Annotated in this window: 11 protein-coding genes; 7 read left to right on the top strand and 4 right to left on the bottom strand. The window is 71.2% G+C overall.

The genetic code is table 11. The annotated features are described in order from the left end of the window. Positions 1-71: 71 nt before the first annotated feature. From DFP85_RS10915 to DFP85_RS10895, 5 genes are all read left to right on the top strand, one after another. Positions 72-1,226 (top strand): ChaN family lipoprotein, encoded by a 1,155-nt coding sequence (locus DFP85_RS10915; protein ID WP_133636313.1) that lies wholly within the window; start codon positions 72-74, stop codon positions 1,224-1,226. Between the two features lie 152 nt (positions 1,227-1,378). Continuing rightward, positions 1,379-1,843, top strand: coding sequence for an aminoacyl-tRNA deacylase (locus DFP85_RS10910; RefSeq protein ID WP_166644635.1), 465 nt, complete (start codon positions 1,379-1,381; stop codon positions 1,841-1,843). 131 nt (positions 1,844-1,974) lie between these two features. Next, positions 1,975-2,385 (top strand): glutaredoxin family protein, encoded by a 411-nt coding sequence (locus DFP85_RS10905; protein ID WP_133636311.1) that lies wholly within the window; start codon positions 1,975-1,977, stop codon positions 2,383-2,385. 87 nt (positions 2,386-2,472) lie between these two features. Continuing rightward, on the top strand, positions 2,473-4,236 hold the full coding sequence (locus DFP85_RS10900; protein ID WP_133636310.1) for a chloride channel protein: 1,764 nt from the start codon (positions 2,473-2,475) through the stop codon (positions 4,234-4,236). Further along, entirely contained in the window at positions 4,223-5,344 is a 1,122-nt protein-coding gene (locus DFP85_RS10895) for an extracellular solute-binding protein (RefSeq protein ID WP_133636309.1), read from the top strand. The genes DFP85_RS10900 and DFP85_RS10895 overlap by 14 nt, the downstream gene beginning before the upstream one ends. Positions 5,345-5,359: 15 nt before the next feature. On the opposite strand, the gene DFP85_RS10890 is transcribed toward DFP85_RS10895, so the two are convergent. Then, positions 5,360-5,794, bottom strand: coding sequence for a GFA family protein (locus tag DFP85_RS10890; RefSeq protein ID WP_133636308.1), 435 nt, complete (start codon positions 5,792-5,794; stop codon positions 5,360-5,362). A gap of 63 nt (positions 5,795-5,857) precedes the next feature. Continuing rightward, on the bottom strand, positions 5,858-7,063 hold the full coding sequence (locus tag DFP85_RS10885) for a methyltransferase (protein WP_133636307.1): 1,206 nt from the start codon (positions 7,061-7,063) through the stop codon (positions 5,858-5,860). A 145-nt stretch (positions 7,064-7,208) separates the two neighbouring features. Between DFP85_RS10885 and DFP85_RS10880 the strand changes: the two genes are divergently transcribed. Continuing rightward, positions 7,209-8,075 (top strand): SDR family oxidoreductase, encoded by an 867-nt coding sequence (locus DFP85_RS10880; RefSeq protein WP_133636306.1) that lies wholly within the window; start codon positions 7,209-7,211, stop codon positions 8,073-8,075. 33 nt (positions 8,076-8,108) lie between these two features. Here DFP85_RS10880 and DFP85_RS10875 read toward each other — a convergent pair whose 3' ends face one another. Together DFP85_RS10875 and DFP85_RS10870 are read right to left on the bottom strand one after the other, a co-directional pair. Then, complete coding sequence (locus DFP85_RS10875) at positions 8,109-9,077, bottom strand: YbgA family protein (protein WP_133636305.1); 969 nt, start codon at positions 9,075-9,077, stop codon at positions 8,109-8,111. 120 nt (positions 9,078-9,197) lie between these two features. Continuing rightward, a complete protein-coding gene (locus DFP85_RS10870; protein ID WP_133636304.1) occupies positions 9,198-9,668 on the bottom strand; it encodes a GFA family protein in 471 nt (156 codons plus the stop codon). A 222-nt stretch (positions 9,669-9,890) separates the two neighbouring features. Between DFP85_RS10870 and DFP85_RS10865 the strand changes: the two genes are divergently transcribed. Then, positions 9,891-13,370, top strand: a complete 3,480-nt coding sequence (locus tag DFP85_RS10865; RefSeq protein WP_133636303.1) for a putative bifunctional diguanylate cyclase/phosphodiesterase — start codon at positions 9,891-9,893, stop codon at positions 13,368-13,370. The last annotated feature ends 756 nt before the right edge of the window (positions 13,371-14,126 follow it).

Below are 14,126 nucleotides of genomic sequence, written 5' to 3'. Positions count from 1 at the left end.
TCGCCAGGGTGCTTTTCGCCCGCCGGGCCTCGGGGTAGGCTGGGCGTGTTCCCGTCCATCGAGAGACGCCCATGTCGCGTTCCCGCGCCTTCCCCGTCCGCGCCCTCTGCCTGGGTACCGCCCTGGCCTGGCTGGCACCGCTCGCCGCCCTGGCCGACGACTGCCCGGTGCCCGGGCAATGGCAGGTCGCCGGCGGCGAGACGCTGACCACGGCCGGGCTGATGGCGGAGCTCGCCAGGAGCGAGGTGGTGCTGCTCGGCGAACAGCACGACCGCCTCGACCACCACCGCTGGCAGCTCCACACCCTGGCCGCCCTGCATGCCCATCGCCCGGGGATGGTGATCGGGCTGGAGATGCTGCCCCGGGAGGCCCAGCCGGCGCTGGACGCCTGGGTGGCCGGCGAGCTCGACGTGGCGGACTTCCTCGAGCAGAGCGACTGGAACCGCGCCTGGGGCTTCGACCCCGAGCTCTACATGCCGATCCTCCATTTCGCCCGCATGCAGCGGATCCCGCTGCTGGCGCTCAACGTCACCCCGGCGCTGCGCGGCCGGCTGGCCACCGAAGGCTGGGACGCGGTCCCCGAGCAGGAGCGCTTCGGCATCACGCCCCCCGCCCCGGCCACGCCTGCCTACCGGGCGTCGCTGGAGGCGATCTACGCCGAGCATGCCGACCGCGACGACGACCCGGCGGACCTCGAGCGCTTCATCGCGGCCCAGCTGGTCTGGGACCGCGCCATGGCCACCGCTCTGGCCGATGCCGCCGCGCAGGGTCCCCTGGTGGCGGGGCTGATGGGCGAGGGCCACCTGGCCGACGGCGATGGCGTGCCCTACCAGCTCGACGACCTGGGCCTTCGCGACCATCGCAGCCTGCTGCCCTGGACGCCGGGCCCCGACTGCGAGCCGCCCGCAACCCGGGCCGATGCCCGCTACGTGCTGGGCGACGAATCGGCCTTCCAGCCCCCCGAGCCACCGCGCCTGGGGGTGCTGATCGGCGATCACGCGGAGGGAGTGCTCGTCCAGGGCATTGCCCCCGGCAGCGTGGCCGAGGCGGCCGGCCTCGCCGAGGGGGATGTCATCGTCACCGCCGCCGGCCGGCCCATGGCGCAACCCGCCGACCTCACCGCCGTGATCGGCCGCCAGGCCCCCGGCACCCTGTTGCCGCTGGAGATCCGTCGCGACGGCGAGCGCCAGGAGGTGCTGGCACGCTTCCCGCCCCCCGCGAGCTGAGACCCCGGCAGGGCGAGCCGCTGGCCCACAACGAGCATCCCGACGTCTGTCGGGAACGGCTATGCTGAAGGCATGGAAAGCACCATCGACGCAAGGGAGGCAATCACTGTCGTTCCCGGCCCAGCGTGGCCGAAGGAGGAAGTGTCTTGAGCATGCCCATGACGATACGGGAGTACCTCCGAGCCTGTGACATCGACTTCGAGGAGGTGCCCCACCCGCGCGAAGTGACCACCAGCCGCATCGCCCAGCAGGCACATATCGCCGGCAACCAGCTGGCCAAGGCGGTCATGCTGCACGGCGAGGCGGGCTACCGCCTGGCCGTGGTCCCGAGCACCCGCGACGCCGACCTCGAGCGGCTCTCGGAGCTCTTCCACGAGAAGGTCGAGCTCGCCTCGGAGGACGAGATCGCCGACTGCTTCAAGGACTGCGACCCGGGCGCCACCACCCCGGTCGGTCAGGCCTATGGCCTGCAGGTCTACATCGATGACCTGCTGCGCCACCAGCCCGACATCTACTTCGAGGCCGGTGACCACGAGACCCTGGTGCACATGAGCGGCAGCGAGTTCGACCGCCTGATGACGGCGAGCCCGCACGGACAATTCAGCCGCCACCACTGACGAGCCACCTGGAGGCGAGACGGGCCGCGACCGAGAGGTCGCGGCCCGTCGACGTTCTCGCAACCGAAGGCCACGACAGGCATCATGGGCGCCCCTGACCCATCCATCGTCCGCGAGGTTCACCACCGCCGATGAGAATCCTGATTCGTACCTTCTTTCGCGGCCTGCGCCTGGTGCTGGCGCCGGTCATGCTGGTCTCCGAGAAGCTCTCCACCCCCCAGGCCGTCGAGCGCAGCCCGGCGGAGCAGGCCCGGGTCGACGAGGCGTGCCGCCACCTGGCGCTCTACCAGTTCCGCACCTGCCCGTTCTGCATCAAGGTGCGCAAGGAGATCGCCCGCCTCGGCCTGCCGATCGAGCTGCGCGATGCCCAGCTCGACCCCGACCACCGTCGCGAACTCGAAGAGGGCGGCGGGCGGGTCAAGGTGCCCTGCCTGAAGATCGCCCACGACGACGGCCCCACCGAGTGGCTCTACGAGTCCGACGACATCAACGCCTGGCTGCACCGCCGCTTCGCCGCGGCCGACCACGCCCGGGCCGCCTGACCCGTCGCGCCCGGGAGGGCGCCGAGGCCAGACCCGGCAGGCGGGGCGTCACTTGCCCTGCACCGGGGGGCCGCCTACACCTTGAGGATGGACACCCTTCCGGCACGCCCCGCTTCCGGTCGCGGCCCGCTGGCCGTGGTCCGCTTCCTGGGCCTCGTGCTCCTGGGGGCGCTGGTCGGCGCGATCGCCGCCCTCGCCGCCGTGGCCTTCGTCAGCGCCGTGCTGGCCCTCAATGAGCTGCTGCTGGTCTCGCCGCGCAGCCGCATGATGTTCGACCACCCCGGCATCCTGCTGGCCGCCACGGTCGCGGTGCCGGCGCTGGGCGGCCTGGTGGTCGGGCTGCTGCACCGCGCGATTCCCGAACGGCGCCCCCATGCCCCGGCCGACGTGATCGCCGCGGTGCAGACCCGCCGGGGCCGCCTGCCGGCCCGGGCGGGGGGCATCTCGGCGCTGAGTGCGCTGGTCTCGCTGGGCTCCGGGGCCTCGGTGGGCCAGTACGGCCCCCTGGTGCACCTGGGCGCCACCCTGGGCTCGCTGGGCGCCCGGCTGCTGCGCCTGGGACGCTCGGACGACAACATCACCATCGCCTGCGGGGTGGCCGCGGCCATCGCCACCGCCTTCAACGCCCCCCTGGCGGGCATCGTCTTCGCCCACGAGGTGGTGCTGCGCCACTACGCGCTGCGTGCCTTCGCCCCGGTGGCCGCGGCGGCGCTGGTCGGCTACGTGATCGCCACCAATGTGCTCGAGCGCGGCGCCCTCTTCCACGTCGCCGACACCGCCGTGCCTCGCCCCTGGGAGTTCGTGGCCTTCCTGGCCATCGGCGGCCTCGGCGCGCTGGTCGCCGGTGCCTACATGCACGCCATCCTCGGGGTCACGCGCCTGGCCGGCACCCTGACGCTCGCGCCGTCGCTGCGCCCGGCCCTGGCCGGTGCCGTGCTGGGCCTCACCGCCCTCTGGGTGCCCGACATCCTCGGCATGGGTCAGGAGACCTTGCGCTTCGCCACCATCGCCGGCGCCTTCGGCAGCGCCGAGCTGCTGCTGGTGCTGCTGCTCAAGATCGCCGCCACGGGACTCTGCCTGGGCATGGGCTTCAGCGGCGGGGTGTTCAGCCCGGCGCTGGTCATCGGCACCCTGTTCGGCGCCCTGTGCGGGAGCCTGGTCGGCCAGCTCAGCGGTGCGCCCCAGGAGACCTTCGTCTTCTATGCCGTGTGCGGCATGGTGGCGGTGACCTCGCCGGTGATCGGCGCGCCCCTGACCAGCCTGCTGATCGTCTTCGAACTGACCGGCAGCTATGCGCTGACCACCGCCGCCCTGGCCAGCGTGACCCTGGCCAGCCCCATCGCCGCCCAGCTCTTCGGCCGCTCGCTGTTCGACATCCAGCTCGAGCATCGCGGCCTGGACCTCTCCGCCGGGCGCGGGCGTGCCGTGCTGCGCACCACCCCGGTGGCCGAGCACCTGACCGACGACTGCGTGACCCTGCACCCGCAGACCCCGGTGGCCGAAGCGGTGACCGCCCTGTGCCGGGCGCGGCATGGCGAGGGCTACCTGGTCGATGGCCGGGGCCGCTACCGGGGCTGCGTGGGCCTGGCCGACCTGGAGGCCGCGCGGGAATCGGCGACCGGGCCGATACTGGTCGGCGAGGTGGCGACCCTGGCGCGGCCGGTACTGCAGCCTGACACCTCGCTGTGGGACGCCATGGCCGAGCTGCAGGACGTCACCGGCGAGGCCCTGCCGGTGGTCGACCCCGCCGCGGATGACGCCTTCCGGGGCGTGGTCTTCGAGTCGAGCATCGCTCGCGCCTACCTGGCCCACAGCGACGAACTGAGGCGTGAGGAACATGGCACGGGATGAACGCAGCCGGTGGCCCGCGAGCGCAGCGAGGTTGGCACTGCTGGGGCTCGCGCTGTTCGCCACCGTCCCCGGGCAGGCGGACGACGACGCGCTCACCGTGCTGAGCTGGGGCGGGGCCTACGAGCGCGCCCAGCAGGCCGCGCTCTTCTCCCCCTATACCGCCGCCACCGGCACGCGCATCGAGGTGGCGCAGTACGACGGAGGGCTCGAGGGCCTGCGCCGCGCCGTGGCCGAGGGCGAGGTTCCCTGGGACCTGATCGACATGACCCGCAGCGAGGCCATGGCCGCCTGCGCGGAGGGGCTGCTCGAGCCGCTCTCCCCCGCGCTGCTGGCGCCGGCCCCGGACGGCACGCTGGCGGAGGAGGACTTCCTGCCGGACTCCTTCGGGCGCTGCGCCATCACCCACAGCATCTTCGCCACCGTGGTCGCCTACCGCCGGGATGCCTTCCCCGGCAAGCGCCCCGACAGCATCGCGGACCTCTTCGACCAGCGGCGCTTCCCCGGGCCCCGGGCGTTGCAGCGCACCCCGGCGGTCAACCTGGAGTGGGCGCTGCTCTCCTATCGCGTGCCAGACGAGGAGCTCTACGGCCTGCTGAGCACCCGGCGCGGTCTGGACCTGGCACTGGCGCGCCTCGACGAGCTGGACGAGATCCGCTGGTGGGAGGCCGGCGACGTCCCGCCGCGGCTGCTGGCCGAGGGCGAGGTGGTGATGGCCTCGGGCTACAACGGCCGCTTCTTCGACGCCATGGTCAACCGCGGGGTACCCATCGAGATCCTGTGGGACGGCCAGGTCCAGGAGCACGAGACCTGGGCGATCCCCCGCGGCGCCGCCAACCCCGAGATGGCCCGCGACTTCCTGCGCTTCGCCACCACCACCGAGCGCCTCGCCGACCTGTCGCGCCACATTCCCTACGGCCCGGCCCGTCGCTCGGCGGCGGTACGCGTCACCACCCACCCCGAGAGCGGCGTGGACATGCGCCTGCACATCCCCACCCATCCGCTGAATGCCGAGAACGCCCTGGCCAAGGACGAGGCGTGGTACGCCCGCACCCTGGGGCGCATCCAGGACTACTTCCGGGCCTGGCTCGAGGCGCGGGAGGCGCAGTGACGCCCTGTGATCACCTCACTCGTCGAGGGTCTCCCCCGTGCCGCCCATCTCGGCGGGCACGTCGCGCATCTTGGGCAGGCCATCGGCAATGCGCAGCACCGACTCCTGATAGTGGACATGCAGGGCCGGCTCGAAGGTGAGGCCGGGGAGGATCGCCGCATAGACGTCGACCAGCCCCATGCCGGGATGCTCGGTCAGCACATGGCCCCCGCAGCTGCGGCACCACTGGCGCAGGCTGGCCGGCGTCCTGTGGTAGCTACCCAGCGTATCGGCCCCCTGGACCACTTCCACCGCCTCCGGCTTCCAGAGCGTGAAGGCGTTCACCGGCCCCGCCGACCAGTGGCGGCAGTCCTCGCAGTGGCAGTAGCCCATGGCCTCCGGCTCGCCGGTTACCTTCAGCTGGACGGCACCGCAGAAACAGGCGCCGTGATAGGTCTTGCCATCGCTCATCTCACACCTCCCGGGCGGGTTCCTCCTGACAAGGGAAACAGCTGAAGTGTAGAAGTTCTCGCTCTAGCCCCGCGAGGCCCGCAGCAGCAGGTTGCGCGGGGTCAGCTCGCGGGCGCAGAAGGTGCCGAGCTCGACCCGGAAGCCCGCCTCCTCGAGCCGTCGCTGGCGGTCCAGCACCAGCCACACCTCCAGCGGGCGCCGGAAGAGGTGGCGGACCAGCTCCAGGCGAGTGACCTCGGCCTGGCGCCGCCGCCCCTCCTGCTCGAAGGCATGCCAGTCGATGTCCGCCGGCAGCTCCAGCCCCTTGCGCTCGGCGGCCCAGCGGCAGAAGCCCGCGAAGCTCTCGGGCAGGCGGCCATAGGCGAGACTCGGTACCGGCAGGTAGCCATCCTGGCCCCGCACCCGGCGCTGCAGGGCATCGAAGCCCAGCCGCCAGGCATTGGCCCGCTCGCGATGGCGGCGCACATGGCGGGGGGCGGTCACGGTCTCCTGCACCGCCATGGCCAGATCCTCCCGGGAGAGCGACAGGCCGTGCTCGGCGACCAGCGCGCGACCGAGTCGCGAGTACGGCCGGTAGTGCGCCTCCGCGGTGCGGTGATAGCAGCAGGGCGCCAGGGTCACGGCGCTGCCCTGCTCGGCGGCCAGCTCGATCAGCCGCCCGTGCAGGTCGCCGCAAGCATGCAGGGCCGCCACCTGGGTGTCCGCCGTGAGCCAGCGGGCGGCATCGGGGGCCAGTACGTCCTGCTGGGCAAGCTGCACCCGAGCACCCTGCCGCTCGGCCAGCACCTGGCCGTCGCGGCAGAGGGCGGCCTGCCACTCCAGGCCGGTGACCTCGCGGTCGAGGCGGCGCGACAGGGTCCGCGCCAGGTGGCCCTTGCCTGCGCACCACTCCAGCAGCGAGGCCTCCGGCAACACGGCCATGCGGGGCACGAAGGCCGCGACCTGCTGCCACTTGCGCCCGCCCATGTGCTCGGCCCACTGTGCCGGCAGGTCTGGCCCCTCGCCCGGTAGCTCGGGAAGCGCGACCAGGGCGGCGAGCTCGGCCACCGGCAGGTGCTCGGCCAGGGGGGAGGCGGTGAAGGGCTCGGCCTGCAGCCGTGTGCAGGCGTCGTCATCGAGTGAGCGCAGGCGGTCGGCAAGCCCGGGATGCGCCTCCGCCCAGGGAAGCCGACGATGCTGGAACGGCAGGGGCCGCCACAGCGGCTGCCACTCGGCCAACAGGGCGGTCAGACGCGTGAAGCGCTCGGCATGGGAGGGGATAGCGGGCATGGCGGTTCGATCTCGGAACAAGGGCGCATTGTAGGGGCTTCGCGGCCGGCTTGCATGGCCGGGCGCCAGGCGACAGAGTGCGGGGTGCACTCGCCGGCCATCCGCAGCGCCGGCCTCTTCTGTTCCCCTGCCTGGAGCCCCGCCGATGCCCGTCTCTCCCGATGCCTCCCCCCGCAGCGTGCTGGTCACCGGGTGCTCCAGCGGCATCGGCCACGCCGCTGCCCACGCCCTGGCACGCCGCGGCTGGCGCGTGTTCGCCACCGCCCGACGCGAGGCGGACCTGGGCGGGCTGCGGGATTCGGGCCTTACGGCCGTGGCGCTGGAGCTCGATGACAGCGCCTCGATCGAGGCCTGTGTCGCGACGGTTCTGGAGGCGACCGGCGGACGGCTCGATGCGCTGTTCAACAATGCCGCCTACGGCCAGCCCGGGGCGGTGGAGGACCTCGGCCGCGAGGTGCTGCGCGCCCAGCTGGAGACCAACCTGCTCGGCACCCACGAGCTCACCTGCCGTGTGCTGCCGGCGATGCGCCGCCAGGGCCACGGGCGCATCGTGCAGAACAGCTCGGTGCTGGGCCTGGCCGCCCTGCCCTACCGCGGCGCCTACGTCTGCTCAAAGTTCGCCCTGGAGGGGCTCACCGATACCCTGCGCCTGGAGCTCACCGGCAGCGGCATCCAGGTCAGCCTGATCGAGCCGGGGCCCATCACCAGCCGCTTTCGCGAGAACGCCTACCGCGCCTTCAAGGCGCATATCGATACCACCCACAGCGCCCATGCCGACACCTACCGGGCCGTCGAGGCACGGCTGGCCGGCGACGACGGCGGCGGGCGCTTCACCCTCGGCGCCGAGGCGGTGGTCGACAAGCTGGTGCATGCCCTGGAGAGCCCGCGCCCCAGGGCGCGCTACTATGTGACCCTGCCGACCCACCTGTTCGGCACCCTCAGGCGCCTGCTCGGCACCCGGGCCCTGGACCGGGTGCTGCTGCGCTCGACCCGCGACGAGCGGCAGCCCTGATCGAGGAAACAGCTCCGAGGGCCGGGAACACCGTCAGATGGTATTGCGCAGCCCCAGCTCGTAGGGGTGCGGGTCCAGGTAGGTCTGCTCGCGGATATAGTCCGAGCCGTGGCGCTTCACGTAGTGATTGAGCAGGCGGATCGGCACCACCAGGTGCACGTGCCCCAGGCGATAGTCCTCGATGGCCGCCAGCAGATCCTGGCGGGTCTCGCCGTCCACCGCCTCCCGAAGGTAGCCCAGCACGTGCATCAGCGCATTGGCGTGGGTCTTGCGGGTCGCCGGCCGGCCCAGCGCCGCCATGAAGCGCTGCAGGTAGTGGGTCATGGCCTCCTGCAGCGGCACCTTGCTCGACTCGGCCAGGTAACGCCCCAGTTCGCGATAGGCCTCCACGTGGTGGGCCATCAGCAGGTACTTCTGGCGGCTGTGGAACTGCAGCAGGGCATGATAGCTGGGGGCGGCCTCCACCCGGCGCTTCCAGTCGTCGAAGGCGTAGACCCGGGTGATGAAGTTCTCGCGCAGCACCGGGTCGTTCATACGCGCCTCCTCCTCCAGCGGCAGCTCCGGGAAGTGGCGACGCAGGGCGCGCACGAAGGCGCCCGAGTCGGCATGGCTGGGCATGCCATTGGGATGGTAGACCTTGACCCGCTCCAGCCCGCAGCTCGGCGAGCCCTTCATCAGGATGAAGCCGCGCAGGTGACGATGGCTGGCGGCAAAGTCAGCACTGACGTCGGCCAGCCGCTCGGTGACGTCGATGCCGGGGTCCCGGGTGCCCAACACGCGGGGCTCCTCGCCCTGCAGCCCGACCATCCGGATCGGGTCGCGGGGCACGCCGAGGCCGGCCTCTAGCTCGGGGCAGAAGGGCTCGAAGGCGAAGCGCTCCTGCAGGACCTCCAGGCAGTAGCGGGAGCGCTTGTGCCCACCGTTGTAGCGCACCTGCTCGCCCATCAGGCAGGCGCTGATGCCCACCGGGATCCCTTCCCTGCTTGCCGCCGGTTCCGCCATCGCCGCGCACCTCCTATCGCCGTGCATCGCTCATCGTGCCTCGCTTGCCGGGTACCCCCGGCCCGCCCATCGGGGCAGCGCCATTGTGGCACAGCCATACCGCGCTGCCAGTCCCGGCAGCTAGCGTTCCAGACCCAGGCGCCGGTGCCACTCGGCGAGGCTCTCCTCGGGGTAGCCGGCGAAGCAGCGGTCGTTGTCGCGGGCCTCGACCTCCACCCAGGCGGCCTTGCTGTCGAGCAGCAGGTGGACCCGCTCGGGCGGGACAGGCAGTTCGCTGTCGATCGCCGAGGCGAAGGGATGGACCAGCTCGGGCCAGCCCGGATCGAAGACCCACAGCGCGCTGGCGCAGCGGCCGCAGAAGTGGCGCTCGCCCGCGCTCTCCTCGCCGTCGATCACCGCGTGGTAGACCCGAGTGTGCTCGGCGCCCTCCACCTCGAGGGTCTCGGCACGGGCGCCCAGGTTGATGGCGTAGCCGCCACCGCCGGCGGTCTTGCGGCAGATCGAGCAGTAGCAGCGCTGATAGGGGTAGGGGTGGGGGGCGTCGACGCGAAAGTGCACCGCGCCGCAGTGGCAGGAGCCTTCGAGCAGCATGACGATACCTCGCTGATAACACGGGCAAGTGGGTTCATTGGCCGAGCCGGGCACGCCCGGTGAACCCGAGGGGTTGCCCAGGGTTGAGGGGGCGCCCGGGGTGCATCCATGGACGGTGCTTGCCAAGCCGGACCCTGCCCCTCAGGATGACCATCCTGACCGATTGGTGCAATGCAATAGCGGCCATGAATATCACAATAACACCAGGACATGGACGACCGGATGGAGCTGAACAACCGCGATCTCGCCCTGCAGGCCTGCCTGCTGATCCTGCTGGCCGGAAGCCTGCTGATGGGCCTCGGCGGCCTGCTGCTCGACCTCTTCCCGCGGTTCCCCGTGCCGCCGCAGCTGGACATCAGCCTGGACGGCTCGCTGGCCATCCTGATGATCGGCGGCGGCCTGACCGGCGTGGTGCGCGGCAGCCGCTGCTGCCGTGTCGCGGCATTGCTCGGCATGCTGGTCTTCGCCGGCTACAGCCTGGGCCACAACCTCCTGGCGGGAGCCGATGACGCCGGCCTCTCCTGGCTGACCGGCCGGCCCAGGCTGCACACGACCCCGGCGCTGCTCACCCTGCTGGTCGCGCTGTGCTGTGCGATAGGGCTCGCGAGCCGGTGGCGGCGTCGCGTCTGGCGCACGGCCGGGGGGCTGGCCCTGGTCCTCGGCCTGCTGGGGGTCGCGGCCCTGCTGAGCCCTGACACGGGCCCCCTGCTCGCCTGGCTGGCCCACGACTTCACCCTGCTGGGGGCGCTCTTCAGCGGGGTGCTGGGTGCCGGCATGCTGATCATCGCCGAACACCGTGTCCGGCCCATCCTGGCCCTGCCGCGTCGCGCCGTCACCGTCGGCGTGGCCGGCGTCGCCCTGAGCATGGCCCTGTGGCTGCTGGGCAGCTGGACCCAGCACAACGAGCGGCTGGCCAGCGCCGAGAAGCTGGCCGGCAACCTGGCCATCAGTCTCGAGGAGGTCACCCGCTCGCGGGCCGAGTTCATCCAGCGCATGGCCAAACGCTGGCAGGCGGTCGGGAGCCTGCCCGAGAAGCGGGTCCGCGAGGAGGAGGCACGCAACTACTTCGACGACGAGGCGAGCCTGCAGGCCCTGGTGTTCCTCGACGGCGAGGAGCAGTCGGTGTGGCGCCGCGGCCGGCACCCCCGGGCCCTGCTGTGGCTGATGGACCGGCTGGTGGAGCCGGAGACCCTGGCCTGGCTGCGCGAGATCGAGCGCCAGGACAGCGAAATGGCCTGGCGCTTCCCCGATCCCGCGCGGCCGCGGATGGTCACCCTGGCCGTGCGCGCCAGCGGCGGCAGCGAGCAGATGATGCTGGCGGTCCTCGACCTCGACGTGCTGATCCACGAGACGATGCGCCGCGACACCGGCGACTTCCGGGTCACCATCGCCGGCGCCGGGCAGCCGATCAGCGTGCTGCCGGCCCCGACGCCGAACGATGGCTGGCACCCCCTGGCCACCGCCGAGGCCCGCCTGCTCGACGGCCCCCGGCTCACCCTGACCGCCGCCGCTACGCCGCCGCTGTTCGCCTCGCTGCCCGGCAGCCTGCCGCTCGGGGCCGGCCTGGTGGGGCTGCTGCTCACCTACCAGCTGATCATCGGCCGCTCCCTGGTGGCGATCCGCGACGAACAGGCCCGCGCCCTGAGTACCAGCGAGCAGCGCTTCCGGTCGCTGTTCACCCAGAACCCGGATGCGGTGTTCGCCATGGACCGCCACGGCACCTATCGCAACCTGAATCCCATGACCCAGGCCATCATCGGGATGGGGGAGCGCGACTGGCGGGGGCTGACCTTCCGCGACATCGTGCACGAGGCGTCGACGTCGGCCGCCGACCTGCAGCGCGTGGAGGCCGGTTTCCAGACGGCCGCCAGCGGGCAACCGCATAGCCTGACGATGCGCTACCACCGCCAGGACGCCGCGCCCCAGGACCTGGAAGTAACCTTCCTGCCGATCCTGGTCGATGGTCAGGTCGACGGCGTCTTCGGCATCGCCAAGGACATCAGCGAGCGCCTGGCCGCCGCCCAGCGCCAACGCATCCTGGAACGCAGCCTGGAGGCCAGCAGCAACGCCGTGGTCATCACCGATGCCCGCCAGCCGGGCCAGCCGGCGGTCTACGTCAACCCCGCCTTCACCCGCATCACCGGCTACCAGGCCCGGGACGTGCTGGGCCACTCGCCCCGTTTCCTGGGGGGGCCGGATACCGACGAGCGGGATGTCGCGCAGATCCGCGACGCCCTGGCCGAGGGACGCACCCTCTCGATCACCCTTCGTGCCCACCGCCGCGACGGCTCGCCGTTCTGGAATCAGGTCTTCCTCTCGCCGGTCCACGATGACGACGGCGTGGTGACCCACTTCGTGGCCATCATGAACGACATCTCCGAGCGCAAGGAGCAGGAGAACCAGCTGGCCTACCAGGCCACCCACGACGCCCTGACTGGGCTCGCCAATCGCGCCCTGTTCGGCGACCGCCTGGTCCACGACTTCGCCCTGGCCCGCCGCCATGCGCAGATCCTGGCGGTGCTCTTCATCGACCTGGACGAGTTCAAGCCGATCAACGACACCCTGGGTCACAAGGTGGGTGACCAGCTGCTGATCAGCGTCGCCCGGCGCCTGGCCGCGGGACTGCGCACCAGCGATACCCTGGCCCGCTTCGGCGGCGACGAGTTCGTGCTGCTGCTGCCGGACCTCGAGCACCCCGCCGAAGCCGAGGAGGTGGCCGAACGCCTGCTGCTGGAGCTGACCCGCCCCCACAAGGTCAACGGCCACGAGCTGCATATCTCGGCGAGCATCGGCATCGCCATCAACGACGAGCCCCTGGAGGACCCCGAAAAGCTCCTCCAGCATGCCGACATGGCCATGTACAAGGCCAAGCAACAGGGGCGCAACGCCTTCCAGTGCTACACCGGCGACCTGGACAGCAAGCTCTCCCAGCGGGTGATGCTGCGCAACGAGCTGCAGGAGGCCATCGATCACGACCAGCTGGTGCTGTACTACCAGCCGCTGCTCGACGCCGCCGGCCGCGTCGACGGGCTGGAGGCGCTGGTACGCTGGCGCCACCCCACCAAGGGGTTCATCTCCCCCGCCGACTTCATCCCGCTCTCCGAGGAGACCGGCCAGATCATTCCGCTGAGCCGCTGGGTGATGGCGCGGGCCTGCCGCGATGCCCGCTCCCTGGTCGACCAGGGCCTGCTCACGGGGCGCATGGCGGTCAATCTCTCGCCGATGCAGTTCCACCGGCCAAGCTTCCTGGCCACCCTGAGGGGGGTGCTGGACGAGACCGGCCTGCCGCCCTCCCACCTGGAGCTGGAACTCACCGAGGGCATCCTGATGCGCGATACCGAGGGCGCCATCGATATCCTCAATGCCTTGAACGGCATGGGCATCAGCACCGCCATCGATGACTTCGGCACCGGCTTCTCGAGCCTGGGCTACCTGCGCACGCTGCCCATCGACAAGATCAAGATCGACCGGACCTTCGTCAGGGACGTCACCGCCAGCGACAAGGATGCCGCCATCTGCCAGGGGGTCATCACCCTGGCCCGGGAGCTCGACCTGAGGGTGGTCGCCGAGGGCATCGAGACCCGCGACCAGCACGACTACCTGAAGCATCACGGCTGCGAGGTCTTCCAGGGCTTCCTGTTCGCCCGGCCGATGCCCCTGGATGCGCTGGTCGCATGGCTCGAGGCGCGTCCTCGGCCGTGATGGGCAGGCCGATGTTGCGCACGTCACCGGCTTGATTGACAAGCGTCAAGGGGACGCACGCCTGGCGGACTATGCTGGAGGACAGGCCAGCATCGCGGACCTGACGCCACGGCGATCAGGCACGACGGCCGGCCCGCTTCGTGAACCCGCAGGAGATGCCTCATGAACCTTCGCAAGCAGTCGCTCGCCTTCGGCCTGGCCATGGCGCTGGGGGCGGGTGCCAGCAGCACCGCCCTCGCCCAGAGGATGATGGACGATGACCGGGATGGCCAGGGCTATGGCCAAGGTCAGGGCCAGATGGGTCCTGGCATGATGATGGGACCGGGCTATGGTCACGGCTACGGTCCAGGTCAGGGCCAGATGGGTCCCGGGATGATGGGACCGGGTTATGGCCACGGGTATGGTCCGGGCCAGATGGGTCCCGGGATGATGGGACCGGGCTATGGCCAAGGGTATGGTCAGGGCCAGATGGGCCCCGGGATGATGGGACCGGGCCAAGGGCACGGGTACGGTCACGGCTATGACCAGGGTCAGGGCCATATGGGCCCGGGGATGATGGGACCGGGCTATGGCCAAGGGTATGGCCAAGGCCAGATGGGCCCGGGGATGATGGGACCGGGCTATGGCCAAGGGTATGGTCAGGGCCAGATGGGTCCCGGGATGATGGGACCGGGCTATGGCCAAGGGTATGGTCAGGGCCAGATGGGTCCCGGGATGATGGGACCGGGCTATGGCCAAGGGTATGGTCAGGGCCAG

The organism is Halomonas ventosae (assembly GCF_004363555.1).
Taxonomy (GTDB): Bacteria; Pseudomonadota; Gammaproteobacteria; order Pseudomonadales; family Halomonadaceae; genus Halomonas; species Halomonas ventosae.
Note: the sequence above shows the minus strand (reverse complement) of the source record. Positions and strands in the feature narration are given on the sequence as shown.